At 72.1% G+C, this 26,241-nt stretch carries 28 protein-coding genes, 1 pseudogene and 1 riboswitch; of the genes and pseudogenes, 16 read left to right on the top strand and 13 right to left on the bottom strand.

The features are described from left to right. Nucleotides 1-54: 54 nt before the first annotated feature. On the bottom strand, nt 55-609 hold the full coding sequence (gene def / locus IE244_RS36710) for a peptide deformylase (RefSeq protein ID WP_191877917.1): 555 nt from the start codon (nt 607-609) through the stop codon (nt 55-57). A gap of 152 nt (nt 610-761) precedes the next feature. On the opposite strand from def, the gene IE244_RS36705 reads away from it, so the two are divergent. From IE244_RS36705 to IE244_RS36660, 10 genes and pseudogenes are all read left to right on the top strand, one after another. Then, nucleotides 762-2,000 (top strand): MurT ligase domain-containing protein, encoded by a 1,239-nt coding sequence (locus tag IE244_RS36705; protein ID WP_031160170.1) that lies wholly within the window; start codon nt 762-764, stop codon nt 1,998-2,000. Between the two features lie 21 nt (nt 2,001-2,021). After that, nucleotides 2,022-2,750 carry a type 1 glutamine amidotransferase gene (locus IE244_RS36700; RefSeq protein ID WP_191877916.1) on the top strand — a complete coding sequence of 243 codons (729 nt, stop codon included), beginning with the start codon at nt 2,022-2,024 and terminating at the stop codon, nt 2,748-2,750. Between the two features lie 200 nt (nt 2,751-2,950). Further along, complete coding sequence (locus tag IE244_RS36695; protein WP_031160165.1) at nt 2,951-3,976, top strand: 6-phosphofructokinase; 1,026 nt, start codon at nt 2,951-2,953, stop codon at nt 3,974-3,976. Between the two features lie 102 nt (nt 3,977-4,078). Beyond that, nucleotides 4,079-5,029 carry a cytochrome c oxidase assembly protein gene (locus tag IE244_RS36690; RefSeq protein WP_191877915.1) on the top strand — a complete coding sequence of 317 codons (951 nt, stop codon included), beginning with the start codon at nt 4,079-4,081 and terminating at the stop codon, nt 5,027-5,029. 71 nt (nt 5,030-5,100) lie between these two features. Beyond that, a complete protein-coding gene (locus tag IE244_RS36685; RefSeq protein ID WP_031160160.1) occupies nt 5,101-5,268 on the top strand; it encodes a hypothetical protein in 168 nt (55 codons plus the stop codon). Between the two features lie 36 nt (nt 5,269-5,304). Then, nucleotides 5,305-5,790: an Lrp/AsnC family transcriptional regulator gene (locus IE244_RS36680; RefSeq protein ID WP_191877914.1), complete on the top strand. Its 486-nt coding sequence runs from the start codon at nt 5,305-5,307 to the stop codon at nt 5,788-5,790. 152 nt (nt 5,791-5,942) lie between these two features. Next, nucleotides 5,943-6,752, top strand: a complete 810-nt coding sequence (ddaH, locus tag IE244_RS36675; protein WP_191877913.1) for a dimethylargininase — start codon at nt 5,943-5,945, stop codon at nt 6,750-6,752. Beyond that, a complete protein-coding gene (gene rocD, locus IE244_RS36670) occupies nt 6,752-7,984 on the top strand; it encodes an ornithine--oxo-acid transaminase (RefSeq protein ID WP_229854649.1) in 1,233 nt (410 codons plus the stop codon). The genes ddaH and rocD overlap by 1 nt, the downstream gene beginning before the upstream one ends. Before the next feature lie 124 nt (nt 7,985-8,108). After that, nucleotides 8,109-10,574 carry a SpoIIE family protein phosphatase gene (locus IE244_RS36665; RefSeq protein ID WP_191877912.1) on the top strand — a complete coding sequence of 822 codons (2,466 nt, stop codon included), beginning with the start codon at nt 8,109-8,111 and terminating at the stop codon, nt 10,572-10,574. Nucleotides 10,575-10,645: 71 nt separating this feature from the next. Continuing rightward, nucleotides 10,646-11,141, top strand: a pseudogene (locus IE244_RS36660) (protein phosphatase); the annotation flags it as partial. A 68-nt stretch (nt 11,142-11,209) separates the two neighbouring features. Here the strand turns inward: IE244_RS36660 and IE244_RS36655 are convergent. Then, entirely contained in the window at nt 11,210-11,842 is a 633-nt protein-coding gene (locus IE244_RS36655) for a DUF305 domain-containing protein (protein ID WP_191877911.1), read from the bottom strand. A 95-nt stretch (nt 11,843-11,937) separates the two neighbouring features. Then, the gene (locus IE244_RS36650) at nt 11,938-12,345 is read right to left on the bottom strand and encodes a DUF6153 family protein (protein ID WP_191877910.1); all 408 of its coding nucleotides are present in this window, start codon (nt 12,343-12,345) and stop codon (nt 11,938-11,940) included. Nucleotides 12,346-12,573: 228 nt separating this feature from the next. On the opposite strand from IE244_RS36650, the gene IE244_RS36645 reads away from it, so the two are divergent. Then, nucleotides 12,574-13,293: a lysophospholipid acyltransferase family protein gene (locus IE244_RS36645; RefSeq protein ID WP_191877909.1), complete on the top strand. Its 720-nt coding sequence runs from the start codon at nt 12,574-12,576 to the stop codon at nt 13,291-13,293. Nucleotides 13,294-13,351: 58 nt separating this feature from the next. Then, entirely contained in the window at nt 13,352-14,374 is a 1,023-nt protein-coding gene (locus IE244_RS36640) for an NAD-dependent epimerase/dehydratase family protein (protein ID WP_229854647.1), read from the top strand. 51 nt (nt 14,375-14,425) lie between these two features. Here the strand turns inward: IE244_RS36640 and IE244_RS36635 are convergent, their stop codons facing one another. From IE244_RS36635 to IE244_RS36600, 8 genes are all read right to left on the bottom strand, one after another. Next, nucleotides 14,426-16,042, bottom strand: a complete 1,617-nt coding sequence (locus IE244_RS36635) for an alpha/beta hydrolase (RefSeq protein WP_373305818.1) — start codon at nt 16,040-16,042, stop codon at nt 14,426-14,428. Between the two features lie 178 nt (nt 16,043-16,220). Continuing rightward, on the bottom strand, nt 16,221-16,991 hold the full coding sequence (locus IE244_RS36630) for an urease accessory protein UreD (protein WP_191877907.1): 771 nt from the start codon (nt 16,989-16,991) through the stop codon (nt 16,221-16,223). After that, entirely contained in the window at nt 16,988-17,665 is a 678-nt protein-coding gene (gene ureG / locus IE244_RS36625; protein ID WP_191877906.1) for an urease accessory protein UreG, read from the bottom strand. Before ureG ends, IE244_RS36630 begins: the two co-directional genes overlap by 4 nt. Before the next feature lie 48 nt (nt 17,666-17,713). Continuing rightward, on the bottom strand, nt 17,714-18,388 hold the full coding sequence (locus IE244_RS36620) for an urease accessory protein UreF (RefSeq protein ID WP_191877905.1): 675 nt from the start codon (nt 18,386-18,388) through the stop codon (nt 17,714-17,716). Then, nucleotides 18,388-20,109: an urease subunit alpha gene (locus IE244_RS36615; protein WP_191877904.1), complete on the bottom strand. Its 1,722-nt coding sequence runs from the start codon at nt 20,107-20,109 to the stop codon at nt 18,388-18,390. Before IE244_RS36615 ends, IE244_RS36620 begins: the two co-directional genes overlap by 1 nt. After that, nucleotides 20,102-20,413, bottom strand: a complete 312-nt coding sequence (locus IE244_RS36610; RefSeq protein ID WP_191877903.1) for an urease subunit beta — start codon at nt 20,411-20,413, stop codon at nt 20,102-20,104. The genes IE244_RS36615 and IE244_RS36610 overlap by 8 nt, the downstream gene beginning before the upstream one ends. 11 nt (nt 20,414-20,424) lie before the next feature. Further along, nucleotides 20,425-20,727, bottom strand: a complete 303-nt coding sequence (locus IE244_RS36605) for an urease subunit gamma (RefSeq protein WP_031160134.1) — start codon at nt 20,725-20,727, stop codon at nt 20,425-20,427. A gap of 247 nt (nt 20,728-20,974) precedes the next feature. Continuing rightward, the gene (locus IE244_RS36600; RefSeq protein WP_191877902.1) at nt 20,975-21,253 is read right to left on the bottom strand and encodes a type II toxin-antitoxin system Phd/YefM family antitoxin; all 279 of its coding nucleotides are present in this window, start codon (nt 21,251-21,253) and stop codon (nt 20,975-20,977) included. 87 nt (nt 21,254-21,340) lie between these two features. On the opposite strand from IE244_RS36600, the gene IE244_RS36595 reads away from it, so the two are divergent. The 3 genes from IE244_RS36595 (at nt 21,341) to IE244_RS36585 (ending at nt 23,335) form a co-directional block, all read left to right on the top strand. Next, the gene (locus tag IE244_RS36595; RefSeq protein ID WP_191877901.1) at nt 21,341-21,976 is read left to right on the top strand and encodes an ATP-dependent Clp protease proteolytic subunit; all 636 of its coding nucleotides are present in this window, start codon (nt 21,341-21,343) and stop codon (nt 21,974-21,976) included. Between the two features lie 7 nt (nt 21,977-21,983). Beyond that, nucleotides 21,984-22,289 (top strand): hypothetical protein, encoded by a 306-nt coding sequence (locus IE244_RS36590; protein WP_191877900.1) that lies wholly within the window; start codon nt 21,984-21,986, stop codon nt 22,287-22,289. Between the two features lie 418 nt (nt 22,290-22,707). Next, nucleotides 22,708-22,858: riboswitch (cyclic di-AMP (ydaO/yuaA leader) on the top strand. A gap of 3 nt (nt 22,859-22,861) precedes the next feature. Then, complete coding sequence (locus IE244_RS36585; protein ID WP_191877899.1) at nt 22,862-23,335, top strand: C40 family peptidase; 474 nt, start codon at nt 22,862-22,864, stop codon at nt 23,333-23,335. Between the two features lie 7 nt (nt 23,336-23,342). Here the strand turns inward: IE244_RS36585 and IE244_RS36580 are convergent, their stop codons facing one another. Then, nucleotides 23,343-23,960, bottom strand: coding sequence for a LysE family translocator (locus tag IE244_RS36580; protein ID WP_191877898.1), 618 nt, complete (start codon nt 23,958-23,960; stop codon nt 23,343-23,345). 83 nt (nt 23,961-24,043) lie between these two features. On the opposite strand from IE244_RS36580, the gene IE244_RS36575 reads away from it, so the two are divergent. Beyond that, nucleotides 24,044-24,967 (top strand): LysR family transcriptional regulator, encoded by a 924-nt coding sequence (locus IE244_RS36575; RefSeq protein WP_191877897.1) that lies wholly within the window; start codon nt 24,044-24,046, stop codon nt 24,965-24,967. Between the two features lie 753 nt (nt 24,968-25,720). Here the strand turns inward: IE244_RS36575 and IE244_RS36570 are convergent. Continuing rightward, nucleotides 25,721-26,179, bottom strand: coding sequence for an ATP-binding protein (locus tag IE244_RS36570; protein ID WP_191877896.1), 459 nt, complete (start codon nt 26,177-26,179; stop codon nt 25,721-25,723). Nucleotides 26,180-26,241 lie beyond the last annotated feature (62 nt).

Here is a 26,241-nt window from a genome sequence, read left to right as displayed (position 1 = left end):
GAGCTGGTCGCGCCCACCCGGCGGAGCCGCATGTCGATACGGCTCCGCGGCCCTTCAGGCGGGACCACTCGCCCGGCGCCATGGAGCCCGCTTGATCTGCCTGGCCAGTCTCCGCTTCCGCCAGCCCGCAAGGTGGTCCGCGTACACCCGGCCCTCCAGGTGGTCGCACTCGTGCTGCAGGCACCTGGCGAAGAAGCCCGTGCCGTGCACGGTGACCGGCTCTCCGGTCACCGTGAATCCCTCGACCACCGCGTGGTCGAACCGTTCCGTGCCCGCCTCCAGCCCCGGCAGGGACAGACAGCCCTCGGGCCCCCGCAGGACCAACCCGTCCGTCTCCACCAGACGCGGATTCACGACATGTCCGAGATGACGGACATCGTCGTCGTCTGGGCAGTCGAACACGAACACCCGCAGTCCCACTCCGATCTGGTTCGCCGCCAGCCCCACCCCCTGGGCCGCGTACATCGTGGCGAACAAGTCCTCCACGAGCACCGCCAGATCGGGGCCGAAGTCGGTGACTTCCCGGCATTGCTCGCGCAGCGGTGCGTCGCCGAGCAGGGAAAGAGGCCGGACTCGCCCGTGGGCGCCCGGGATCGTGCCGTGTCGCATAGCGGCAAGGGTACGGTTCCTTCAGCTCATGCCCGCCGCACAGGTGTGGGCCGGGATTCGGGTGTGCGAATGGATCTCGATAGGCTTCAGGTCCACACCACGTTGCCGGATGGCCCCAGGCGCGGCGCGTACGCAAGGAGGATCGAGAACTGATGGCAGGCAACTCGGACCCGCTCTCGCCGCGGGCCAAGCTGGCCGTGACCGCGGGTAAGGCGGTCGCTGCGGCATCACGCGCAGCGGGGCGCGGCAGCGGGTCGGTGATCGGTGGCCGGGTCGCGCTGAAGCTCGACCCCGATCTGCTCGCACGGCTCGCCCAGAACCTGGACGTCGTCCTGGTCTCCGCCACCAACGGCAAGACGACGACCACCCGGCTGATCGCGGAGGCGCTGCGCGCCGCGGGTCCGGTCGTGTCCAACGCGCTCGGCGCCAACATGCCGGCCGGTATCACCTCCGCGCTCGCGGGCGGCTCGGACGCGAAGTTCGGTGTCATCGAGGTCGACGAGAAGTACCTGGCCGGCGTGGCGCGGGACACGGATCCCAAGTGCATCGCCCTGCTCAACCTCTCCCGCGACCAGCTCGACCGGGCCGCCGAGACCCGGATGCTCGCCGAGAACTGGCGTGAGGGTCTGGCCGGGACCAAGGCCTTCGTGGTCGCCAACTGTGACGACCCGCTGGTGGTGTGGGCCGCGTCCTCCTCGCCGAACGTGGTCTGGGTCGCGGCCGGGCAGATGTGGCAGGAGGACGCCTGGTCCTGCCCGTCGTGCGGTGGCGTGATGCAGCGCCCGGGCGACGACTGGTTCTGCGGCGAGTGCGGGTTCCGGCGGCCCACGCCGACCTGGGCGCTGTCCGGGGACCATGTACTGGACCCGCACGGGTCCGCCTGGCCGATCCACCTGCAGCTGCCGGGCCGCGCCAACAAGGCGAACGCGGCCAGCTCCGCGGCCGTCGCGGCCGTGTTCGGCGTGCCGCCCCAGGTCGCCCTGGAGCGGATGTACCAGGTGCAGGCCGTGGCCGGTCGCTACGACGTCGTCCAGTTCCAGAACCGTGATCTGCGGCTGCTGCTGGCGAAGAACCCGGCCGGCTGGCTGGAGACGTTCTCGCTGATCGACCCGCCGCCCGCGCCGGTGATCCTGTCCGTGAACGCCCGTGGGGCCGACGGCACCGACACCTCCTGGCTGTGGGACGTCGACTACACCCGGCTGACCGGCCACCCGATCTTCGTCATCGGCGACCGGAAGCTGGACCTCGCTGTCCGCCTGGAGGTCGCGAACCAGCACTTCCAGGTCTGCGAGGACCTCGACCAGGCCGTGCAGATGTGCCCGCCGGGCCGTGTCGAGGTCATCGCGAACTACACCGCGTTCCAGGACCTGCGCCGTCGCGTCGGCAACTGATCTTCGAAGGGCGATCACCTCATGAGCGACAACCAACTGCGGCTGGTGTGGATCTACCCGGACCTGCTGAGCACCTACGGCGACCAGGGCAACGCCCTCGTCGTGGAGCGCCGGGCGCGGCAGCGCGGCCTGGACGTGGCGCGGCTCGACGTGCGCAGCGACCAGCCGATCCCGACCTCCGGCGACATCTACCTGATCGGTGGCGGCGAGGACCGTCCCCAGCGGCTCGCCGCCGAGCGGCTGCGCCGCGACGGGCATCTGCAGCGTGCGGTGCAGAACGGCGCGATCGTCTTCTCCGTGTGCGCCGGCTACCAGATCCTCGGCCACGAGTTCGTGAACGACCTCGGCCAGCGCGAACCGGGCCTCGGCCTGCTCGACGTGGTCTCGGTGCGCGGCGAGGGCGAGCGCTGCGTCGGTGACGTGCTCGCCGACGTCGACCCGCAGCTCGGGCTGCCGCAGCTGACCGGTTTCGAGAACCACCAGGGCGTCACCCACGTCGGCCCGACCGCCCGCCCCTTCGCCCACGTGAAGGTCGGCAACGGCAACGGCACCGGGGACGGCACGGAGGGCGCGTACAACGGGACCGTCTTCGGTACCTACATGCACGGGCCGGTCCTCGCCCGCAACCCGCAGATCGCGGACCTGCTGCTGAAGCTGGCGCTCGACGTCAACGCGCTGCCGCCGGTCGACGACCGCTGGTACGAGGCGCTCCGCAACGAGCGCATCTCGGCCGCCCAGCAGCCCGCGTAAGCGTCGCTCCAGCGACACTTCAGCGCATCCCGGCAGGCTCGTAGTGGGCCCGCCTGACAGGCCGTCCGCTCACATGTGCGGGCGCGTCCAGCAGGCGGACGCCCGCTACGGAGCCACCCCCTCACGCCGGTAGGGTGGCCGGGAATCCGCCGGACAACGTGGTCCGGTTACCCGGCCCACGTTGAGAAGGTATTCGGGCTATGCGCATTGGTGTCCTCACGTCCGGCGGCGACTGCCCCGGCCTGAACGCCGTCATCCGGTCCGTCGTGCACCGTGCCGTCGCCGACCACGGCGACGAGGTCATCGGTTTCCGGGACGGCTGGAAGGGCCTCCTGGAGTGCGACTATCTCAAGCTCGACCTCGACGCCGTCGGCGGCATCCTGGCCCGCGGCGGCACCATCCTCGGCTCCTCCCGGGTCCGCCCGGAGCACCTGCGCGACGGCGTGGAGCGGGCCAAGGGCCATGTCCAGGAGCTCGGCCTGGACGCGATCATCCCGATCGGCGGTGAGGGCACGCTGAAGGCGGCCCGGCTGCTGTCGGACAACGGGCTGCCGATCGTGGGTGTGCCCAAGACCATCGACAACGACATCGCCGTCACGGACGTCACCTTCGGCTTCGACACGGCCGTCACCGTGGCGACCGAGGCGCTGGACCGGCTGAAGACCACCGCCGAGTCGCACCAGCGGGTGCTGATCGTGGAGGTCATGGGCCGGCACACCGGGTGGATCGCGCTGCACTCCGGCATGGCGGCCGGCGCCCACGCCATCGTCGTCCCGGAACGTCCCTTCGACATCGACGAGTTGACGGCGCGGGTCGGTGAGCGATTCGACGCGGGCAAGCGGTTCGCGATCGTGGTCGCGGCCGAAGGGGCCAAGCCGAAGGCCGGCACGATGGACTTCGACGAGGGCGGCAAGGACATCTACGGCCACGAACGCTTCGCCGGCATCGCCCGGCAGCTCTCCGTCGAGCTGGAGCACCGGCTCGGCAAGGAGGCGCGGCCGGTCATCCTCGGGCATGTCCAGCGGGGCGGCACGCCGACCGCCTACGACCGGGTGCTGGCGACCCGCTTCGGGTGGCACGCGGTGGAGGCCGTGCACCGCGGTGAGTTCGGGAGGATGACGGCGCTGCGCGGGACCGACATCGTGATGGTGTCGCTGGCGGAGGCCGTGGAGACCCTGAAGACCGTTCCCGTGGAGCGCTACGACGAGGCGGAGTGCGTTCTGTAGTTCACCCCAGAACAACCCGCCCCCGGTCACGACCGTGACCGGGGGCGGTTCTACTCTTGGGGCGGACAACTCGCACAACCCCCACGAATCAGGAGCCGCCGGATGGACCACAGCGGGCACGGCATGATGATGGATCTGCCGCCGTTCACGCTGGGACGGGGGCTCCAGTGGTCGGCGGACCCCTTCTTCCTCGTCGCCTGCCTGCTCGGGCTGGGTCTGTACGGGTGGGGCGTCGTACGGCTGCGGCGGCGCGGGGACGCGTGGCCCGTCGGCCGCACGGTCGCGTACGTCGTCGGTGTGCTCACGATCGCCCTGGTCATGTGCACCCGGCTGAACGACTACGGCATGGTCATGTTCAGCGTGCACATGGTGCAGCACATGGTCATCAGCATGCTGTCGCCGATCCTGATCCTGCTCGGCGCGCCGGTCACGCTGGCGCTGCGCGCGCTGCCCGCCGCCGGCCGGGGCCGCAGGGGTCCGCGCGAGCTGCTGCTGGCGCTGCTGCACAGCCGGTACATGCGGGTCATCACCCACCCGGTGTTCACCATCCCGCTGTTCATCGCGAGCCTGTACGCGCTGTACTTCTCGCCGCTGTTCGACCTCCTGATGGGGTCCAGGGCCGGGCACATCGCGATGATGCTGCACTTCCTCGCCGTGGGCGTGGTGTTCTTCTGGCCGATCATCGGCGTCGATCCGGGTCCGCACCGGCCCGGGCATCTGATGCGGATGCTGGAGCTGTTCGCCGGCATGCCGTTCCACGCCTTCTTCGGCATCGCCCTGATGATGGCGTCCACGCCGATGGTGGACACCTTCCGGCACCCGTCGGCCTCGCTCGGCATCGACGCGCTGTCCGACCAGAACGCCGCCGGCGGGATCGCCTGGGCGTTCAGCGAGATCCCGTCCGTGCTGGTGCTGATCGCGCTGCTGTTCCAGTGGTACGGCTCCGAGCAGCGGCAGGCCAAGCGCAAGGACCGGGCGGCGGACCGGGACGGCGACAAGGAGCTGGAGGCGTACAACGCCTACCTGGCCTCCCTGAACGCGCGCGAGGGCTGACGCGGAGCCATCCCCTCCGGGCGGGAATCAGGGCACCATGGTCATGGACGGACCAAGAGGAGGGTGTCGCGATGCCCGGTTCCACGAACGGTTCCACCAAGGCGATGGGGGTTCTCACGGTCGGCGGGCTCGTCGTCGTGACCGCCTACACGGTCGTGCTCGGCGGCAACGGCTGGCTGTGGTTCGGCTGGGTGGTGCTGGGTCTGCTGACGCTCGCCATGGTCGTCACCCAGTCGTGAGGTCCGCTGCCGAGCGGGGCTGACTACAGTGCCCGCATGACCAGCAGGACGCCCTCCTTCGACGACCTCGACCGCAAGATCATCACCGCGCTGATGGCGAACTCCCGGACCAGCTTCGCCGAGATCGGCGCGGGTATCGGGCTGTCCGCGACGGCGGTCAAGCGGCGGGTGGACCGGCTGCGCGAGACCGGCGTGATCACCGGGTTCACGGCGACGGTGAAGCCCTCGGCCCTCGGCTGGCGCACGGAGGCGTACGTCGAGGTGTACTGCGAGGGCGCGGCCCCGCCCCGGCGCCTGGCGGAGGTCGTCCGCAACCATCCGGAGATCGCGGCGGCGATGACGGTCACCGGCGGCGCCGACGCGCTGCTGCATGTGCGGGCGCGGGACGTGGAGCACTTCGAGGAGGTGCTGGAGCGGATCCGCGTCGAGCCGTTCATCCGGAAGACGATCAGCGTGATGGTGCTGTCCCATCTCCTCCCGGAAAGCCCGGAAGCGGGAGCGACCCATGCGGCGCCGGAATGACCTGAGGTATGCGCAGGAGTAGTGCGCGTACACGGCGAAGAACGCAGTGATGCTGCGCATCTACGCAGCTTTTTTTGCTTGTCGGGCGTCTGTTTCCCTTTCTACCGTGGTCACACCCCCAGTGACACAATGCAAAGCGGAGGGAACCGTCTGTGTCCGAAAGCCGTGTACAGCGCCCCCGGCGCTTTCTCGTCTGTGAACCCAGACATTTCGCCGTGCAGTACGCGATCAATCCGTGGATGCAGCCCGACCGGCCCGTCGACGTGGACCTCGCCCAGGAGCAGTGGCAGACGCTGATCCGCGCCTACCGTGCGCACGGGCACAGCGTCGAGTCGGTCGAGCCGGTGCCCGGACTGCCCGACATGGTCTTCGCCGCCAACGCGGCGTGCGTGGTCGGCGGCCGGGTCTTCGGCTCCCTGTTCCACGCACCGGAGCGGCGCCCCGAGTCGCTGCACTACGACACCTGGTTCAAGGCGGCGGGCTACGACGTGTACCGCCCCGAGTCGGTGACCGAGGGCGAGGGCGACCTGGTGTGGACGGGCCGGTACGTGCTCGCCGGCACCGGATTCCGCACCACGCGCGAGGCGCACCGCGAGGCGCAGGAGTTCCTCGGCCACCCGGTGATCGGCCTGACCCTGGTGGACCCGTACTTCTACCACCTGGACACGGCGCTGTTCGTCCTCGACGAGAACAACATCTGCTACTACCCCGAGGCTTTCTCGGCGGGCAGCCGCGAGGTGCTGCGCCGCCTGTACCCGGACGCGGTGCTCGCCACCCGGGAGGACGCGATGGCGTTCGGCCTGAACTCCGTGTCCGACGGCCGCAACGTCTTCATCGCACCCCGGGCCGAGGCACTCGCCGGCCGTCTCGCCCGCCACGGTTACGTCCCCGTCCCCGTCGACCTGTCCGAGTTCCACAAGGCAGGCGGCGGCATCAAGTGCTGCACCCAGGAGATCCGCTGATGACCGCGTCCTTCGATGCACCCGCGCGCACCCGTACGTCCGCCGACCTGATCCGTGCCGAGGAGCCCGTCCTCGCGCACAACTACCACCCGCTGCCCGTGGTGGTGGCCCGGGCCGAGGGCACCTGGGTGGAGGACGTCGAGGGCAACCGCTACCTCGACATGCTCGCCGGCTACTCGGCGCTCAACTTCGGCCACCGGCACCCGGCGCTGGTCGAGGCCGCGCACCGCCAGCTCGACCAGCTGACGCTGACCTCCCGGGCCTTCCACAACGACCGGCTCGCGGAGTTCGCGGAGCGGCTGTCCCAGCTGACCGGCCTGGACATGGTGCTGCCGATGAACACCGGTGCCGAGGCGGTGGAGAGCGGCATCAAGGTGGCCCGCAAGTGGGCGTACGACGTCAAGGGCGTCCCGGCCGACCGGGCGACGGTCGTGGTCGCGGCGGACAACTTCCACGGCCGTACGACGACCATCGTCAGCTTCTCCACCGACGAGACGGCCCGCGCCGGCTTCGGGCCGTTCACACCCGGCTTCCGGATCGTGCCGTACAACGACCTGGCCGCGCTGGAGGAGGCCGTCGACGAGACGACGGCGGCGGTGCTCATCGAGCCCGTCCAGGGCGAGGCGGGCGTGATCATCCCGGACGACGGCTATCTGGCCGGGGTGCGCGAACTGACCCGCCGCAGGGGCTGCCTGTTCATCGCGGACGAGATCCAGTCGGGCCTCGGCCGCACGGGCCGCACCCTCGCCGTCGAGCACGAGGACGTCGTCCCGGACATGCTGCTGCTCGGCAAGGCGCTCGGCGGCGGGATCGTACCGGTGTCGGCGGTGGTGGCCCGGCGCGAGGTGCTGGGGGTGCTGCACCCGGGCGAGCACGGCTCGACGTTCGGCGGCAACCCGCTCGCCGCCGCGGTCGGCACCGCCGTGGTCGAGCTGCTGGAGACCGGCGAGTTCCAGCGGCGGGCCGCCGAGCTGGGCGTGATCCTGCGGGACGGCCTGACCGAGCTGGTCGGCGAGGGCGTGGTCGGCTTCCGGGCGCGCGGGCTGTGGGCGGGCGTCGACGTCGACCCGGCGATCGGCACCGGCCGGGAGGTCAGCGAGCGTCTGATGCGGGAAGGAATCCTGGTGAAGGACACCCACGGTTCCACGATCCGGCTGGCGCCCCCGCTGACCATCACGGCGGAGGAACTGCGTTCCGCGCTGGCGGCGCTGAGGAAGGTACTGGGTTCCTGACCCCGGTGGGGGCGGAGTGGCCCGCACGCCGCCCCCACCCGCTCCCCGTCCCCCACCCGATGGCCGAAGGGTGAGGATGGGGACCTGAGGTGGTAGACCACTCTCAGCGACAGAGAGGTCGGCCGTGGGCACTCACGAGGAGCGGGACGTCGCCCGGCACCGGTTCGACGTGGCCGATGCCGCGCCCCTGCTGCTCGACGCACGGGGCGTGGTGACGAGCTGGACGCCGGACGCCCAGCGGCTGCTGGCGTACGCGGCCCCCGAGGTGGTGGGCACCCGGGCGACCGGTCTGCTGTCCACCGAGGACGCCGCGCGGGTGCCCGAGCTGGCCGAACGGTGTGTCAGGGACGGCGGCTGGGCGGGGCTGCTGACCGCACGGCGCAAGGACGGCCGGCCGGTCCGGGTGATGGTGCGGATCACCCCGGCGGTGGAACCCGGCGGTGCCCCGCACTGGCTGGTCCTCCTCTCCGACATGTCCGGGGCGCGTGGCTGGGACATGAGCCGTGCGGTACTGGAGCAGATGGTGACCGACTCGCCCGTCGGCATCGCGATCGTGGACACCGAACTGCGGTGCGTCTGGTCGAACGCGGCCCTGGAGCGGTACGGCGGCGGCTCCGCGCGGGAGCGGCTGGGGCGCCGGCTGGCGGAGATCCAGCCGGGCATCGACTCGGCGGGCATCGAGGCGCAGATGCGGCGGGTGCTGGAGACCGGCCGGCCGGTGGTCGGGTACGAGCATGTGGGCGAGGTGCGGTCCGCGCCGCACCGGGAGACGGCGCACATGATGTCGTTCACCCGCCTCGACGACGACCGGGGCCACCCGATGGGCGTGTACTACACCGTCGTCGACATCAGCGAGCGGTACCGCGCCCGGCAGCGGCTGGCCCTGCTCGACCGGGCCGGGGAGCAGATCGGCCGCACCCTGGACATCGTGCGGACCGCGCAGGAACTGGCCGACGTGGCCGTGCGGCACTTCGCCGACTTCGTCAGCGTGGATCTGCTGGAGTCCGTGCTACGGGGCGCGGAGCCCGAGCCGGGGCCACTGGGTGACACGGACCGGGTGCCGTTGCGGCGGGCCGGGCACCAGTCGGTGAACCCGGGGGTCCCGGAGGCCGTCGCCCGGATCGGCGAGGTGGCCACCTACCTCGCCGGGTCGCCCCCGGTCCGCTGCCTGAGCACGGGCCGGTCCTGGCGCGAGGAACGGCTCGACCCGCTGGCCAAGGAGTGGGCCAAGGACATCCTGGGCGGCCGGGCGGCCACCTTCCTGGAGCTGGGCCTGCACAGCGTGATGATCGTGCCGATCCGCGCGCGGGGCATCACGATGGGCGTCACCACCTTTTTCCGGCGCCGCCGCCAGGAGCCGTTCGACGAGGACGACCTGAGCCTCGCCGAGGACCTGGTGTCCCGGGCGGCGGTCTGCGTGGACAACGCCCGCCGCTACACCCGCGAGCGGGACGCGGCGCTGGTCCTGCAGCGCCGCCTGCTGCCGCACCGGCTGCCCGAGCAGGACGCGGTGGAGGTGGCCGCCTGCTACCGGCCGGCCGACGAGCTGACCGGACTGGGCGGCGACTGGTACGACCTCATCCCCCTGTCCGGGGCGCGCGTGGCCCTGGTCGTGGGAGAGGTGCCGGGACACGGGATCGACGCCGCTGCGGCCATGGGCGGACTGCGCACCGCCGTACGCACGCTCGCGGCGCTCGACCTGCCGCCGGAGGAGGTCCTCGCGCACCTCGACGACCTTGTGGCGCGGACGGCGCGGGAGGAAGGGGTGCCGCCCTCGGAGCCCGCCGGGATCCGGACGGCCGGTCCGGGATGCGTGTACGTCGTCTACGACCCCGTCGACGGGCGGTGCACGATGGCCGCCGCGGGCCATCCCGCGCCCGCCGTCGTCCGGCCCGACGGCACCGTCGGCTTCGTCGACCTCCCGCAGGGCTCGCCGCTCGGGGTGGACGGACCGCCCTTCGAAGCGGTCGAGCTGGCGCTGGCGGAGGGCAGCACGCTGGTCCTGCACACCGACGGGCTGCTGGCCCACGGGGGCGACGGGACCTGCGACGTGACCGGCGACGCCGACCGCGAACGGCTGCGACGCGCCCTGGAGCGGGCCGCCCCCTCGCTCGACCAGCACTGCCGGACCGTGGTGGACGCCCTGGTCCCGGACCGGCCGCACGACGACGTGGCCCTGCTGATGGCCCGCACCAGGCTGCTGGGCGCCGACCGGGTCGCCGACTGGGACCTGCCCGCCGACCCGGCCGTGGTCGCCGACGCCCGCAAGGAGGCCGACCGGCAGCTGGCCGAGTGGGGTCTGGAGGAACTGGCGTTCACCACGGAGCTGGTGGTGAGCGAGCTGGTCACCAACGCCATCCGGCACGCGGAGGGCCCCATCCGGCTCCGGCTGATCCGGGACCGCGCCCTGATCTGTGAGGTCTCCGACGGCGGCGCCACCGCACCCCATCTGCGCCATCCGCGCACCACGGACGAGGGCGGCCGTGGACTGCTGCTGGTCTCCCAGTTCGCCCAGGGATGGGGAACCCGTTTCGTGCCCGGCGGAAAGGTCATCTGGGCCGAGCAGTCCCTGACGGATCCGCCGTGCTGACGTGCACGGCGCACGCGTACGGCGTATGGCGGAGGACATGGGCGTGGCAGCGGTGGACGGACGGTGGCCGTGATCCGGATGACTCCGGCGCGTCGGGCATGCGCAACCTCGCCGCCTCGCTGAAGCGGGTCGCAGCCACCGGCGAGCGCGACGCCATGACCCTGCAGCGGTACGACGTCGAGAACGCCGAGCGGCCCGGGGAGTGGGAGGAGCGCTGCCGGAGGCCGAGTTGTACACCCGCGCCCGTGAACTGCGGGAGCTGAACGAACGGCTGCGCCGGGCCCACGCCCGCGAGCGCGAGGTCGCCCTCGTCCTGCAGGAGGCGATGCTCCCGGCCCGCACGCAGGTCGGCCACCGCCACACCGCCGTGCGCTACCGGCCCGCGGTCGGGCCGCCGCGGTACCGGCCGAGGCCCTGAACGTCCTCGGCCGGTGCGCGCACGTCGTGGACGGCGCCGAATCGGCCACGGTCGTCACGACCTTCACCGGCTTCGACCGCCGCACGATCCCCTACAGCAGTGCGGGACGCCTGCCGCCCGTCCTGGTCCGCTCCGACGGCCTGGTCGAGCGCCGCGGCGAGGACATCGACCGGGTCATCGTGCGGGTGTGACGGGACGCGGTCCCGGGCCGCAGGGCTCAGCTCTTGCCGAGGAGCCTGCCCATCTCCTTGATCTCGGCGTTCTGGGTGGTGACGATGGCGTCCGCCATCGCCTTGGCTGGCCCGTAGGCGCCCTTGTCCTTCTCCGTGCCGGCCATCTCGACGGCGCCCCGGTGGTGCTCGACCATCAGGGACAGGAACTTCTTGTCGAAGTCCGCGCCCTCGGCCTTCTTCAGCTCGGTCATGTCGCTGTCACTCATCATCCCGGATGATCCAGACATTCCAGACATTCCTGAGTGCCCCGAGTGGTCCATGCCGGGCATGGGGACCTGCTCGCCCCAGGACGTGAGCCAGCCGGTCATGGTGCGGATCTCGGGGTCCTGTGCCTTTTCGATGCGGGCGGCGAGGTCCTTCACCCGCGCCGAGGAGGCCCGGCCGGGGGCGAGCCGCGCCATCTCCAGGGCCTGCTGGTGGTGCGGGATCATGCCCTGCGCGAAGGCGACGTCCTGGGCGTTGTGAGCCCTCGCGGCGGCCGGCGCGCTCGGGGAGGCCGACGGGCCGTGAGCGGCGTGGCCGTCGCCGTCACCGCCGCCGCAGGCGGCGAGGACGAGGGCGGCGGTGACGGCCAGGGCGGCCAGGGCGGCACGGCGCGTCGAAGTACGGGTGGTCATGCGGGAACTCCTGTGGTTCTCAAGGGATTCGGGGCACGGGTGAGCACGACCGCGAGCGCTGCGCCGACAGGCGCGGCCGCGGCCGGCGGGGCCCTCTAGATCCGCAGGAGTTGGAGTTCGGCCAGGGAGGGTGGGGCGCGGGCGCCATCCGGTGCCGTGGCCGCGCGGGAACGCGGGCAGTGGACCGGTGCGGGAGCCGTCACGGGGTCGAGGGCGAGGGCGGGCGGCTGGGGGCCGCCGTTCACCGCGCCCGAGGCGCAGGTGGGGTCCGCGTGGTGCGGATGGTCGCCCCCGCAGTGGCCGTCGCCGCCCGGGCAGTCGTCCTGCGCCACGACGGAGACGGCGCCGGTGAAGTGTGCGGACCGGGCGGGCTCCGCCCTTCCCATGCCTCCGCCGGGCGCCAGGGCGTGCATGCCCAACAGCCCCGCCAGCACCGCGAGCACGAGCAGCCCACGCCACCGCCGCTCGGGCGGGCGCGGGACGTGCGCTGTGGTGCCGGTCATCGGGGACATCGTACGGGGACCGGTACGAACGCCCGCGCGGGGCGCGCCGCTCACGCCCGCCGGGGGCACGGGTACCGGTCCGGATGGGTAGGCCCGACGGTGGCCCAGGGGCGGGCGACGCGGTTCAGGCGGGAGCTGTGGCGACGCGGGCGGCATGAGCATGGCCGGTTGCGGTTACAGATGACCTCAGGCGCACACGGGGTGGCCTGGACGAGTGAGGGGCGAGCCGTGTTCTACCACCTGCTCAAGTACGTGCTGCTGGGCCCCCTGCTGAGACTCGTCTTCCGGCCGCGGATCGAGGGCCTGGAGAACGTGCCGGCGTCGGGTCCCGCGATCGTCGCCGGGAACCACCTGTCCTTCTCGGACCACTTCCTGATGCCGGCGATGCTCAAGCGCCGGATCACCTTCCTCGCCAAGGCGGAGTACTTCACCGGCCCCGGGCTCAAGGGCCGGCTCACCGCCTTCTTCTTCCGCAGTGCCGGACAGATCCCGGTGGACCGCTCGGGCAAGGAGGCGGGACAGGCGGCGATCCGCGAGGGTCTCGGGGTGCTGGGCAGGGGCGAGCTGCTCGGGATCTACCCGGAGGGCACCCGTTCGCACGACGGCAGGCTCTACAAGGGCAAGGTCGGCGTCGCCGTGATGGCGCTGAGGGCCGGGGTTCCGGTGGTGCCGTGCGCGATGATCGGCACGTTCGAGGCCCAGCCGCCCGGGAAGGTCATCCCGAACGTCCACCCCGTCACCATCCGCTTCGGCAAGCCCCTCGACTTCTCCCGCTACGCCGGCATGGAACGGGAGAAGGCCGTTCTGCGGGCGGTCACCGACGAGATCATGTACGCGATCCTGACCTTGTCCGGGCAGGAGTACGTCGACGAGTACGCGGCGGTCGTCAAGGCGGCCCACGCGGCCGAGAAGAAGGGGCGCAGGTTCCCGCGGCCACCGCTGGGCTGATCTCTGCCGTCGGCAGAAGGCACTCGGCCGGGGACTGCCGCGTGCCTAGGCTCGCCGTATGAAGAGGGCTGTGGTGATCGGGGCGAGCGGGCAGATCGGACGTCCGACGGTGACGGCGCTGGCGCGGGACGGCTGGCAGGTGACGGCCGCCTCACGGGGCGGCGGCCGGGACGCGGCGTGGGACGAGGGGGTGCGGGCGGTCCGGCTGGACCGCGCCGACGACGCGGCCCTGGCCGCGGTGGTCGGCGACGGCTGCGAGCTGCTGGTCGACATCGTCGCCTATGACGCCGCGCACGCACGGCAGTTGACCTCCCTGGCGGGCCGGATCGGCTCGGCCGTCGTGGTCTCCAGCGTGTCGGTCTACGACGACGGCGCGGGCCGGAACTTCGACACGCTGCACGAGCCGGGCGGCTTTCCCGCCTACCCCGTGCCGGTCCCGGAGACGCAGCCGACGGTGACACCGGGCGAGTCGTCGTACAGCACCCGCAAGGTCGCCCTGGAGCATGAACTCCTCGCAGCCGCACAGGCGTTACCGGTCACGGTGTTGCGGCCGGCCGCGGTGCACGGCCCGCGCAGCCCGCTTCCCCGTGAGCTGTACTTCGTGAAACGCAATCTGGACGGCCGGCGCCGTCGGGTGCTCTCCTACCGGGGCGTGAGCCGCTACCACCCCTCGGGCACGCGGAACATCGCCGAGCTGGTGCGGCTGGCGGCGGCCCGGCCCGGCACCCGGGTGCTCAACGCCTGTGACGGCGAGGCGCCCACGGTCGCCGAGATCGGCGCGGCGGTCGACGCGGCGATGGGCGTGGAGACGCGGACGACGCTCGTCGACGGTCTGCCCGAGGGGTGCGTCGGACAGACGCCGTGGTCGATCCCGGGCCGGGTCGTGTTCGACATGTCCGCCGCCGCACGGGAGTTGGGCTACCGGCCGGTGGTGTCGTACGCCGACAGCCTGCCGGAGACGGTCGGGTGGCTGACCGGTGTGCTGGCCGGGCGGGACTGGCGGGAGTGCTTCCCGCTGCTCGCCCGGGCGTATCCGCGGCTGTTCGACTACGCGGCGGAGGACGCCTGGTTCGCGGCATGAGCGAGGGGCGGCCGGTGCGTCCGGCCGCCCCTCGTCAGCGTGGGACCGCTGTCACGGCTTGGGCGTGGCGTGCGGGGTGCAGGTCACGTCCGCGGCATCCAGCTTGCCGTCGAGCAGGTAGGCATCGACGCGCTGGTTGATGCAGGGGTTGACCAGGCCGGTCACACCGTGGGACCCCGCGTCCTTCTCGGTGATCAGACGGGAGCCCGTGAAGCGCTTGTGCAGTTCGACGGCACCCTCGTACGGGGTGGCCGCGTCCCTCGTGGACTGCACGATCAGCACCTGCGGCAGGCCCTTGTGGGTCTTCACCTGGACCGGGGTCCGCTGCTTGGCCGGCCAGGTCGCGCAGGGCAGGTTCATCCAGGCGTTGGCCCAGGTCATGAACGGGTTGTCCTGGTTGAGCCGGGTGTTGTCCCGGTCCCACTTCCGCCAGCTGGTGGGCCACTTGGCATCGGCGCACTCGACGGCCGTGTAGACCGCGTTGCCGTTCTCGGCGCTGATGTTGCCGGCCGTGTCCGACAGGTCGGGGGCGGCGGCGTCGACCAGTGCCTTGGTGTCACCGGCGACGTACTTGCTGAACGCCGTGGCGACCGGCACCCACGAGGAGTCGTAGTACGGCGCGTTCTGGAAGAAGGAGATCAGCTCGGCCGGGCCGACGACCCCGCCGAGGGGGTTCTTCTTGGCCGTGGCGCGCAGCTGCAGCCACTGGGCCTGGACGGCGGCGCGGGTGGTGCCGAGGTGGAAGGCGGCGTCGTTCGCGGCGACCCAGTCCTCCCAGTCCTTCCAGCGGCCCTCGAAGGCGACGTCCTGGTCCAGGTTGGCCTGGTACCAGATGTTCTCGCGCGAGGGGTTGACCACGCTGTCCACGATCATGCGGCGCAGGTGGCCCGGGAAGAGGGTGCCGTACACGGCGCCGAGGTAGGTGCCGTAGGAGACGCCGAGGTAGTTGAGCTTCTTCTCGCCCAGGGCGGCGCGGATGACGTCCAGGTCGCGGGCGGTGTTCGGCGTGGTCATGTGCGGCAGCATCGCGCCGCTGCGCTCGGCGCAGCCTTCGGCGTACTCGCGGGCCAGCTTGCGCTGCGCGGTCTTGTCCGCCTCGGTGTCCGGCACCGGGTCCATCTTGGGCGCCTTGACGAACTCCTGCGGGTCGACACAGGAGATGGGGGCGGAGTGGCCGACGCCGCGCGGGTCGAAGCCCACGAAGTCGTAGGCCTTGGCGACGTTGGCCCAGACCGGGTTCTTGTTGGTGATCCGGGTCGGGAAGCGCAGCCCGGAGGCTCCGGGGCCGCCCGGGTTGTAGACGAGCGAGCCCTGGCGCTCACCCGGGGTGCCCGTGTTGCCGATGCGGTCGACGGCGAGCTTGATCTGCTTGCCGTACGGGTGGGCGTAGTCGACGGGCACCGTGACCCAGCCGCACTGGATGGGCTTGGCCAGTCCCCAGTCGGCCGGGCAGTCCTGCCAGTCGATGCCGGCCTTGGCGGCGCGGGCGGCGGCTGTCTCGGCGCCCTTGGCCTCCCGGTCCAGGTCCGGCCGTCCGGCGGCACCGGCCGCGGGCGCCGAGACGACACCGGCGATCAAGGTGGCGGTGACGAGTGCTCCGGCTGAACCGAGTGCCAGCAGACGGCTCTTCGGTCTGGTCTCCCTCACGTGGGGCCCCTCCCCCTGCATCTGCATTGCTGCGAGTGGTCAGGGGATCCTCTCGGCTGTGAGCCGCCTGAGAACAGAGGGTGTTGGTCTTCTTTACCAATCCGATAACCGGACGATCTTGTCCCGTTGAGCGGATGGGCCCGTCGTGGCCGCTCGCGCCCGCGCGGCAGAGCCGCATGTCAGCGCGGGCCCGCACCGCTCACGGGGCAGTTCGTGTGAGCCCTGCCAGTGACTCGTCCAGGAGCCGCCGGAGTTGGAGCGCGTCCGGTGCCACAGCACTGACCAGGACCGCCGGGCCCGCCAGTGGTATCAGGGCGGCGCACTCCCCCAGCACCCGCGCCTCGGCCGGATGATCGGCGAACTCGGGGCGCACCACCACGAGTTGGCCCACGGCACGGCATCCCGCCAGTACCGCCGGGCCGTCCCAGCCGCCCGGGGCGCCGGGGCCGTAGGACAGCTCCTGGTCCAGTACCGTGCGGCCCGCGACCCGGACGGTCAGCCTGCTGGTCAGACGCCCGGGCTCCTCCCCGGCCCGGCCGAGCACCTGCTCCTCGCGCAGTACCAGCCGGGCGCCGGCGGCGAGCTCGGCCCGTGTGGTGACGTACAGGTCGCTGCCGTGGGCCGAGATCAACTGCTCGGGCAGCCAGTGCAGTTCGGCGTCGTCGGCCACGTCGAGCCGGACGTCGTAGCGGGCCTCGCCATGGGCCTGGCCCGGCAGGGCGAGGGTGGCGGCGGCCGAGCCGACGTGCAGCCGGGCGCCCCGCTCCACCCGGGCGGTGAGCGCGAAGCGGTCGCCGCCGAGCGGGCCGCTCATCGCACCGACCACCATGACCCGCGTTTCCGCGCCGCTCGACCGGATGCGACGCAGGGCCAGCGGGCCCTCGCCGTCCAGCACGGGCAGCGCGGTGCCGCCGCGGCCGTCGGCGCGTGCGACGATCCGCGCGTCCGCCCGGACCCCGGTGGTGGTCATGCCGACCACGCGACGAGCCGCTCGCGCAGCCAGGCGGCCACGTCGGCCACACCGGTCTCGCCGCGCAACGACTGGAAGACCACCGGCAGTCCGGCGCGCTGTGTCCTGGCGTCAGCGGCCATCCGGGCGAGGTCGGAGCCGACGTACGGGGCGAGGTCGGTCTTGTTGACGACGAGCAGGTCGGCCGTGGTGACGCCGGGGCCGCCCTTGCGCGGGATGTCGTCGCCGCCGGCCACGTCGATCACGAAGATCTGCGCGTCCACCAGGCCCTTGGAGAAGGTGGCGGTGAGGTTGTCCCCACCGGACTCGACGAGGATCAGGTCCAGCGGGCCGACCGCGTCCTCCAGGTCCTCCACGGCTTCGAGGTTGGCGGAGATGTCGTCGCGGATCGCGGTGTGCGGGCAGGCGCCCGTCTCCACGGCCGTGATCCGCTCGGGCGGCAGCACGGCCTCCCGGAGCAGGAACTCGGCGTCCTCACGGGTGTAGATGTCGTTGGTGACGACGGCCAGCGACAGTTCGTCGCGCAGGGCCCGGCAGAGCGCGGCGACGGTGGCGGTCTTCCCGGACCCGACGGGCCCGCCGAGTCCGATGCGCAGGGCACGGCGCGAACCGTCGCGCCGGTGCGCGTCCGCGCTGACGGCGGTGGGGCCGTCGTGGGTGTGGTCGAGGTGCATGTACGGCTCCGTTGTCTGACGTGTGGGGGGTGGGGTCCGGCGGGGGGCTCAGGAGGCGAAGAGGCGTACCGGCCAGGCGGCGTGCCACTCCGCGGCCACCTCCAGCAGGGGGCCGGACGCCGCGGGCAGCGCGTCGACACCCTCGTCGAGCGCTCTGCGGGCCGCCGCGACGGCGCGGTCCGCCACGCGGTCCAGCTCCGGCGCCAGCCGGGCCAGGACACCCGTGGCGTCGAAGGGGTCCAGACTGAGCAGGCGCACGGTGGCCGTCGCCGGGCCGCTCACGCTCTCGTAGGCCGCGCAGTACGCCGCGTCCTCGGGAGCGAGGCCGGCCGACCGCGCCGCCACGCCGAGCACCACGGGCTGGTGCGCGCCTTTGGGGAACTGCACGCCCAGCGCGTCGAGTTCGGGCGACGGCCAGGCCGCCCGGGCCGCCCGCAGCAGCTGCCGGCCGAGGCGCCGGGCGGCGCTCCGCAGGGCGGGAGAGGGCGTACGGGCGTCCGCGGCCGCGTCCAGCTGCCGTGGGTCGACCCCGAGTACGGCCGCGGCGGCCAGCGCGCCGGCGACCAGCCCGGCGGTGTGCAGCCGGCCCCGGCAGAAGTCCTCCAGGCCGGCCGCGGAGGTGATCCGGCCCGCCTTGACGGCGGCCTCCGCCCCGCCGGAGTGCGCGTGCCCTCCGGCAGGGAAGCGGCCGTCGGCCAGGACGAGGAGTGCTGCCCTGGACATCAGAAGAGGAAGTAACGCTGGGCCATGGGCAGTTCGGCCGCCGGAGCCGCCTCGACCAGGTCGCCGTCGATGTGCACGGCGAAGCTGTCGGGGTCGATCCGGACATCGGGCCGGGCGTCGTTCTCGCGCATGTCGGCCTTGGTGACCGCACGCGTGGACTCGATCGCCGCGAACCGCTTGCCGAGCCCCAGCCGTTCCGGCAGCCCGTCCTCGATCGCGAGCGCCGCGACGAAGTTGACGGAGTTGGCGGCCGGTGCGCGGCCGATCGCGCCGTACATCGGGCGCGGCAGGATCGGCTGCGGGGTGGGGATGGAGGCGTTGGCGTCGCCCATCTGCGCATAGGCGATCTGACCGCCCTTCACCACGAGGAGCGGCTTGACCCCGAAGAACGCGGGCTCCCACAGCACCAGGTCGGCGAGCTTGCCGGTCTCGACGGAGCCGATCTCGGCGGCGAGGCCCTGGGCGAGCGCCGGGTTGATCGTGTACTTGGCGACATAGCGCCGTACCCGGTGGTTGTCCGCGCGGCCGTCGCCCGGCAGTGCGCCGCGCCTGCGCTTCATGACGTGGGCGGTCTGCCAGGTGCGCAGGATCACCTCGCCGACGCGGCCCATGGCCTGGGAGTCGGAGGAGATGATCGAGATCGCGCCGAGGTCGTGCAGTACGTCCTCCGCGCCGATGGTGGACGGCCGGATCCGCGACTCGGCGAAGGCCAGGTCCTCGGGGACGGCCGGGTTGAGGTGGTGGCACACCATCAGCATGTCGAGGTGTTCCTCGGCGGTGTTGACGGTGTACGGCCGGGTCGGGTTGGTGGAGCTGGGCAGCACGTTGGGCTGCGAGACCACGGTCATGATGTCCGGCGCGTGCCCGCCGCCGGCACCCTCGGTGTGGTACGAGTGGATGCCCCGGCCCGCGATCGCGGCGAGGGTGTCGCCGACGAAGCCCGCCTCGTTCAGCGTGTCCGTGTGGATGGCCACCTGGATGCCCGTGCGGTCGGCGACGGTCAGCGCCGCGTCGATGACGGCCGGGGTCGAGCCCCAGTCCTCGTGCAGCTTCAGACCGACGGCGCCGCCGCGGATCTGGGAGAGCATCGCCTCGTGCGAGACGGTGTTGCCCTTGCCGAGGAAGCCGACGTTGACCGGGTAGGCCTCCATCGCCTCCAGCATCCGGGCGAGGTGCCAGGGGCCGGGTGTGACGGTGGTGGCCTTGGAGCCCTCGGCGGGACCGGTGCCGCCGCCGACCAGGGTGGTGATGCCGGAGGCCAGCGCCTCGTCGGCGACCTGGGGGCAGATGAAGTGGACATGCGCGTCGATGGCGCCGGCGGTGAGGATCCGCCCGTTGCCCGCGATGATCTCGGTCTCGGGTCCGATGACCAGGTCCGGATGGACGCCGTCCATGGTGTCCGGGTTGCCGGCCTTGCCGAGGGCGGTGATCCGGCCGTCGCGGATGCCGACGTCGGCCTTGACGACACCCCAGTGGTCGACGACGACGGCACCGGTGATGACGGTGTCGGGGGTGCCCTCGGCGCGGGTGGCGCGGGACTGGCCCATGGACTCGCGGATGACCTTGCCGCCGCCGAACACCGCCTCGTCACCTGAGGTGCCGGGGCCGCCGGAGCGGTCCTCCTCGATCTCGATGAGCAGGTCGGTGTCGGCGAGCCGGATGCGGTCACCGGTGGTGGGACCGAACAGGTCGGCGTAGGCACCGCGCTGGATCTCAGGCATCGAGGGCACCTCCGGTCTCGCCGCGCAGCCCCGGCACGATCCGCGCGCCCGCGAGGGGCACGAGTTCGACGTCGGCGGGGATGCCGGGCTCGAAGCGCACGGCGGTGCCGGCGGCGACGTTCAGCCGCTTGCCGCGGGCCGCGGCGCGGTCGAACCGCAGGCCGGGGTTGGCCTCGGCGAAGTGGTAGTGGGAGCCGACCTGGACCGGCCGGTCGGCGGCGTTGAGAACGGTCAGACGGGTGACCTCGCGGCCGGCGTTGAAGTGGACGGGTTCGTCGGCGAACAGGATCTCTCCGGGAATCATCGCGGCCCCCGTCAGATGATCGGCTCGTGAACGGTGACGAGCTTGGTGCCGTCCGGGAAGGTGGCCTCCACCTGCACGTCGTGGATCATCTCCGGGACGCCGTCCATCACGTCGTCCCGGCTGAGCAGCTTGCGGCCGGAGGACATCAGCTCGGCGACCGTACGGCCGTCACGCGCACCCTCAAGGATGTGCGACGTGATGAGGGCGACCGCTTCCGGGTGGTTGAGCCTGAGGCCGCGGGCCCGGCGCTTCTCGGCGACGTCCGCCGCCACGTGGATGAGCAGGCGCTCTTGTTCGTGCGGTGTCAGTTGCACGTCCCACCTCACAGTCCTCGCTCCGGACCGTGCGGGGTCCGGTTGCCGCAGCCACCACGACGGGGACAGGTGTAACACACAGACAATTCCCCGGATCGTCCTCAATCCGGGCAGAAAAACCCCTGGTGGCGTGGATCGGCAGGCTAGTTCGCCGGAGTTTCGGCGACGTTAACCAGACCTTGATCCACTCATGACCGGGCGATGGGGCGTCCGATACCCGCACAGGTCAGACACGTACCCGCACAGGTCAGGACACGCCGGGTCCGCGGTGCTCGGCGGCGATCCCGAACCGCTGCTGGTCGCGCGTGGCGGAGCCCCCCTCCCGCACCGCCGAGACCGAGCTGATCACCTGCTCCCCGGCCGGCTCGTCGAGCGCGTCCAGCCGCTCCAGGTCAGCGGCCGAGACCAGCGCGACCAGCGGCTTGCCGTGCCGTGTCACGACGACGCGCTCACCGCCGTACACCACCCGGTTGATCAGGTCGGCGAGCTCAGCCCTGGCTTGCGTCACCGGAATCTCGTAGGCCATACCCCCATCATAACGTCACGTACGTCCTGTACATTTTTTACAGAAGCCGAGCCTGCCGGAGGCCGTGCGATGAGGAGGGGTATGCCCATGTCCCGAGCGTTCGCCCGCTATGTCCTGCCCGAGTTCACCGAGCGCACCAGCAGCGGTGCGCGCACCCTCGACCCCTACGGCAAGCTCTTCGAGGACCGGATCGTCTTCCTGGGGACCGCGCTCGACGACGCGGCCGCGAACGATGTGATGGCGCAGTTCATGTACCTGGAACACGCGGCCCCGGACCGGGACATCACCCTGTACGTCAACTCCCCGGGCGGTTCGTTCAGCGCGCTGACGGCGGTCTACGACACGATGGGCTACGTCAGTTGCGACGTGGCCACCTACTGCCTGGGTCAGGCCGCGTCCCACGCGGCGCTGCTGGTCGCGGCCGGCGCACCGGGCAAGCGGTTCGCGCTGCCCGGCGCGCGCATGGTGATCGGGCAGCCCCGGCTCCCCGAGCCGGTGCAGGGCCAGCCCAGCGACCTGCTGATCCAGGCCGACGAGTTGGCCCGCATGCGCGCGCTGACGGAGGAGATGCTCGTGCGGCACACCGGGCGCACGGCGGAGCAGGTGCACGGTGACCTGGAACGGGACGTGGTCCTGGACGCCTCCGCCGCGCTGTCCTACGGTCTGGTGGACGGCATCGTGCCCGGCCGGCGGAGCACGCCCGGCGCACCGGACGCGAGGTGAGCCGCCGATGCTGCCGGAACTTCCGCCGCTGCCCGCACTGACACGCGCCGAAGGGGATCTGATCGACCGTTACCTGGAGGCGGCCGACCTGCTGGGGAGGATCAATCCGGCGCGGGACGGAGACACCTATGGCGGACTGCGCGCGGCCCAGGCCCTGGTGCGCAAGGCCGCAGAGCTGCGTGACGCCCTCGCGTTGATGCACCAGCGGGGCGAGACGGAGCTGCACGGGGACACGTTGGCACGGGCCTTGCGGGTGCTGGACGGTGCGCGTCGCACCGCTCGCGTCGCGCTCCCGTCCGACGGCGTCGGCTGATCCGGACGCCCGACCAGCAGCACGAACCCGACTGTCGACACGCGCCGTTCGGGACGGGCCCGAAACGGCCCGAACGGCGTACCCCCGACCGGTGTATATCCAGATCGTTCTACGGACCTTCCGACTTGCGCACCGCACGGGTCCGTGGTGCGGAAGAAGAGGCTTCGTCCCAGGTCGGGGGCTACGACCGGGATGTGACGATGCCTCGAACGCAGCCGTGTCCACTCGAACGGGTGAGTGGTGAGTAACGCCACAAATCCCCGATTCCGTTGGGATTTTCAGACAGCTGTGAGTGAAGATCCCTGTCTGACGACAAGCCCCCGCCACAACGGCGGGGCGATCCGGGCGGACGCCGAGTCCTGCCGCCGCCCGGGTGACCGGTCGACAGGAGTGGATCGGCAGGAGTGGAGGACCCAAGCAAGACGGGTCGCCGGAACGGATGTTCGTCTGTACGTCACAGACGGCCGGAGGTTCCGAGCAGCCCTTGGGGTGAAGCCGCATCGCGGCCGGGCAACTTCGCCAGCCCGAATCCGACAGGTCATCCTTCACAGGCGGCTGACGAAGGGTTGCGCATGACTGCGCTGAATCGTGTCCCGTCGCTCATGGCCCGGGCCGGCACGGCCTCGGCCCTCACCCTTGCCGCCGTCGGCGGCTCGATCGCGGTGCCCGGTCTCGCCACCGACGCCTCGGCCGCGACTCTCGCGACAAAAGCACTGCAGGTCGCGGCCTCCAAGAAGGGGGCCCCGTACCAGTGGGGGGCCACGGGGCCGCACCGCTTCGACTGCTCGGGGCTGACGCTCTATTCGTTCAAGAAGGCGGGCAAGAGCCTGCCGCGTACCGCAGCCCAGCAGTACAACAAGACGCACCACATCTCGGCCGGCGGCCGCAAGGCCGGTGACCTGGTCTTCTTCCACTCGGGTTCCAGCGTCTACCACGTCGGCATCTACGCCGGCCACGGGAAGATCTGGCACGCGCCGAGGACCGGGGACGTGGTGAGGCTCCAGAAGATCTGGACCAAGAGCGTCTGGTACGGCAGGGTGAACTGACCCGTCGTCAGGACAGGAGCGGCTCCAGCAGCAGGGCCGCTCCCAGCACCGCCAGCGCCACCCCGGTGCCCGCCTGGAGCCCACGGGCGGCCCGGGGCCGGCGCAGCCACCCGCCCAGCCGGTCCACCAGCAGCGCGACCGCCTGGAACCACACCAGCGCCAGCGCACACACGATCAGTGCGAGCAGCAGCGTCCGGGGCAGCGCGGGGCTCCCCGCGGGCACGAACTGCGGCAGGAGACTGAGGAAGGTCAACGAGGCCTTCGGGTTGAGGACGTTGGTGACGAAGCCCTGCCGGAGCGGATGCCCGGCCCCGGCCGCGGCCTCCTCGGACGTTCGGGCGGGCCGTCGCAGCTCCCACAGGCTGCGCACCCCCAGCTGCAGCACGTAGGCGCCGCCCAGCAGCTGCAGCGCACCGAACAGCGCGGGCACGGCGACCAGGACGGCCGCGACCCCGGCCACCGCCAAGGTGGTGTGCACCAGGAGTCCGCCCGCGATGCCGAGCCCGCACACCGCGCCGGCCCGGCGTGAGACGAGGGCGTTGCGTACGACCACGGTGAAGTCGGCGCCGGGGATGGCGACGAGTCCGGCGGCGATCCCGGTGAAGGCGATGAGCTGTCCGTCCATGCGGCCAGCCTGCCTCGCGTGAGCCTTCAGCAGGTATTTCGAATCCCTGCGGGGAGCCATAAGCATTGCTTTAGTCTGGTTGCATGTACGACCCCACTCGGCTGGCGGCGCTCGTGGCCGTGGCGGAGGCCGGCTCGATCACCCGGGCGGCCGACCGGCTCGGCTACACACCGCCCGCCCTCTCCCAGCAGCTGGCCAAGCTGGAGCGGGAGGCGGGCACGGTCCTGCTGGTCCGCCACCACCGCGGGGCCCGGCTGACCGAGGCGGGCGAGCTGCTGGTGGCCCGCGCCCGGCGGGTGCTGGACGAACTCCAGCAGGCCCGGCACGAACTGGCGCGGCTGACCGGACTCACCGGCGGGGCGCTGCGGCTCGGCACCTTCCCGACCGCCGGGGTGCATCTGCTGCCGCCGGCGCTGAGCGCGTTCCGCCGGGCGCATCCGGACGTGACGCTGTCGGTCGCGGACTACGACCCCCCGGCCGGGGTCACGGCGGTGGCGGCCGGCGAGGTGGACCTGGCGCTGACCCACACCTACCACCCGGCCGAGCCCGTTCCCGTGCCGTCGTCGGTGCGGCTGGAGCCGGTCCTGGTGGAGGAACTGGTCCTGGTGACCGCGCCAGGCCACGCGCTGAGCAGCACCTCCTCGCGGCTGCCACTGGCCGAGCTGGCCGGACAGCCACTGATCAGCATGGCGCCGCAGCATGCGGCCCGACGGCAGATCGAGGCCCTGCTGTCCGCCGCGGGCGCCACACCGGCGCTGCTGGTGCCGACGCCCGGGTACGCCGTGGTGTGCGCCCTTGTCAGCGCGGGGATCGGTGTGGCGGTGGTCCCGGAGATGGTGGCCCGCACGGCGGCCACGCCGGTCGGGGTACGGCCCCTGGAGGCGGGCCGCCTGCACCGCACGATCTCGGTGGCCCACCGCGCGGACGAGACGTCGCCGGCCGCGGACGCCTTCCGGGCGCTGCTCCGGGGCGCGTTCGGCCGAGCGGGCCGCTCCGCGGGGGCCTGAGCCGGGGGATGAGCGTCGCGGCCAGGACACGAGGCCCGACGCGACCGCGTGCGGGAAGCCGCTGCCGGACGGCGGCTGAAAGCCTGTGACGTCCGAACGCCGGCACCGAGCTTCGTGGGCAGGCGGCCCTTCCCCCACCGCCGGCGTCACGGCGCGCGGTACCGGGCCTGACGGTCCGTGAGGGCCCCTGCGCCCAGGCATGGGCGGACCGGAGCGCGTACGGCGCCGAGCAGGCCGCTGGACGGGCCTGGAGTGCCGGGACACACCGTCCGGCCCCGCTGCGAGAGCACTTCCGCCGGGCGGACCAGACGTCGACGAGCGTCCCGGCTGTGTCACCTCACCGCCGAAGGGGCCTCGGAGCCGACCGCTCCACACGCTCAGCCCACCCCGGCCCGTCATCGCGAGCCCCACCGCCCCAAGCCCCTCCCCACCCGCTCCGACCCGCCGCCACTCCCACCGCCCCGAGCCCCTCACCGCCCGGCCCATCACCCCTCGGCCCCGTCAACCACCCGCCCCGCCATCCAGCCCGCTTCCGGCGACAACGCACGGCAGCGCCCGCCGTTCCAGGCCCCTCGCCACCGGCGCGTCAGCCGCCGGTCTCGCCACCAGACCGCAGCCGCCCGCTCCCTCGCACCACCCGGTCACTGTCACCGGCCCCGCCGCCGGAGCCCCGTCGCCCGGGTCCGCCCCACACCGCTCCACACCGCCCCACAGCGAAAGGGGACCGCACCAGCCCCGCCCCCGCCCGGAGGGCTACGGCTCCTGCGGGCCCCCTGCCCCGACCGGCTCGGCCGGGAGGGTCCAGGGCAGTTCGATGGAGACCGTCTTGCCGCCCTCGCGCGTGGGGCGGACGCGGAGCCTGCCGCCGCACTCGGCGGTGAGCCAGCGGATGATGACCATGCCTCGGCCGTTGTCCTGCTGAACCGCCGCGGGCAGTCTCTTCGGGAATCGGGGATGGCTGTCCGTGACGCCGATGCGCAGATGTTCGTCACGGTCCAGCGCGATGTCGACCGTGAAGGTGGGTGACTGGCCGAAGGTGTGCTGTACGGCGTTCGTGGCGAGTTCGGAGACGATGAGCCGCACGGTGTCGGCCACGTCGGTGTTCGCCGGCAGGCCCCACTCCTCAAGCGTGCCCACGACATAGGAGCGGGCGGCGGACACCGAGGCGGGATCGCTCGGCAGAGTGACGGATGCTTCCAGATGGTCTGCCATGGCGACGTCGTCCTTTTTCCCACGGGACCGCAGTCCGACACGGAGCGGATGGTTCGAGTACG

Source organism: Streptomyces filipinensis, from assembly GCF_014649495.1.
GTDB lineage: Bacteria > Actinomycetota > Actinomycetes > Streptomycetales > Streptomycetaceae > Streptomyces > Streptomyces filipinensis.
This window is presented reverse-complemented; position numbering and strand designations above follow the sequence as displayed.

Bases quoted from the DNA above. Each gene is read 5' to 3' on its own strand.
- def (WP_191877917.1), bottom strand. From the start codon at position 609: ATGCGACACGGCACGATCCCGGGCGCCCACGGGCGAGTCCGGCCTCTT.
- IE244_RS36705 (WP_031160170.1), top strand. From the start codon at position 762: ATGGCAGGCAACTCGGACCCGCTCTCGCCGCGGGCCAAGCTGGCCGTG.
- IE244_RS36700 (WP_191877916.1), top strand. From the start codon at position 2,022: ATGAGCGACAACCAACTGCGGCTGGTGTGGATCTACCCGGACCTGCTG.
- IE244_RS36695 (WP_031160165.1), top strand. From the start codon at position 2,951: ATGCGCATTGGTGTCCTCACGTCCGGCGGCGACTGCCCCGGCCTGAAC.
- IE244_RS36690 (WP_191877915.1), top strand. From the start codon at position 4,079: ATGGACCACAGCGGGCACGGCATGATGATGGATCTGCCGCCGTTCACG.
- IE244_RS36685 (WP_031160160.1), top strand. From the start codon at position 5,101: ATGCCCGGTTCCACGAACGGTTCCACCAAGGCGATGGGGGTTCTCACG.
- IE244_RS36680 (WP_191877914.1), top strand. From the start codon at position 5,305: ATGACCAGCAGGACGCCCTCCTTCGACGACCTCGACCGCAAGATCATC.
- rocD (WP_229854649.1), top strand. From the start codon at position 6,752: ATGACCGCGTCCTTCGATGCACCCGCGCGCACCCGTACGTCCGCCGAC.
- IE244_RS36655 (WP_191877911.1), bottom strand. From the start codon at position 11,842: ATGACCACCCGTACTTCGACGCGCCGTGCCGCCCTGGCCGCCCTGGCC.
- IE244_RS36650 (WP_191877910.1), bottom strand. From the start codon at position 12,345: ATGACCGGCACCACAGCGCACGTCCCGCGCCCGCCCGAGCGGCGGTGG.
- IE244_RS36640 (WP_229854647.1), top strand. From the start codon at position 13,352: ATGAAGAGGGCTGTGGTGATCGGGGCGAGCGGGCAGATCGGACGTCCG.
- IE244_RS36635 (WP_373305818.1), bottom strand. From the start codon at position 16,042: ATGCAGGGGGAGGGGCCCCACGTGAGGGAGACCAGACCGAAGAGCCGT.
- IE244_RS36630 (WP_191877907.1), bottom strand. From the start codon at position 16,991: ATGACCACCACCGGGGTCCGGGCGGACGCGCGGATCGTCGCACGCGCC.
- ureG (WP_191877906.1), bottom strand. From the start codon at position 17,665: ATGCACCTCGACCACACCCACGACGGCCCCACCGCCGTCAGCGCGGAC.
- IE244_RS36620 (WP_191877905.1), bottom strand. From the start codon at position 18,388: ATGTCCAGGGCAGCACTCCTCGTCCTGGCCGACGGCCGCTTCCCTGCC.
- IE244_RS36615 (WP_191877904.1), bottom strand. From the start codon at position 20,109: ATGCCTGAGATCCAGCGCGGTGCCTACGCCGACCTGTTCGGTCCCACC.
- IE244_RS36610 (WP_191877903.1), bottom strand. From the start codon at position 20,413: ATGATTCCCGGAGAGATCCTGTTCGCCGACGAACCCGTCCACTTCAAC.
- IE244_RS36600 (WP_191877902.1), bottom strand. From the start codon at position 21,253: ATGGCCTACGAGATTCCGGTGACGCAAGCCAGGGCTGAGCTCGCCGAC.
- IE244_RS36595 (WP_191877901.1), top strand. From the start codon at position 21,341: ATGTCCCGAGCGTTCGCCCGCTATGTCCTGCCCGAGTTCACCGAGCGC.
- IE244_RS36590 (WP_191877900.1), top strand. From the start codon at position 21,984: ATGCTGCCGGAACTTCCGCCGCTGCCCGCACTGACACGCGCCGAAGGG.
- IE244_RS36585 (WP_191877899.1), top strand. From the start codon at position 22,862: ATGACTGCGCTGAATCGTGTCCCGTCGCTCATGGCCCGGGCCGGCACG.
- IE244_RS36580 (WP_191877898.1), bottom strand. From the start codon at position 23,960: ATGGACGGACAGCTCATCGCCTTCACCGGGATCGCCGCCGGACTCGTC.
- IE244_RS36575 (WP_191877897.1), top strand. From the start codon at position 24,044: ATGTACGACCCCACTCGGCTGGCGGCGCTCGTGGCCGTGGCGGAGGCC.
- IE244_RS36570 (WP_191877896.1), bottom strand. From the start codon at position 26,179: ATGGCAGACCATCTGGAAGCATCCGTCACTCTGCCGAGCGATCCCGCC.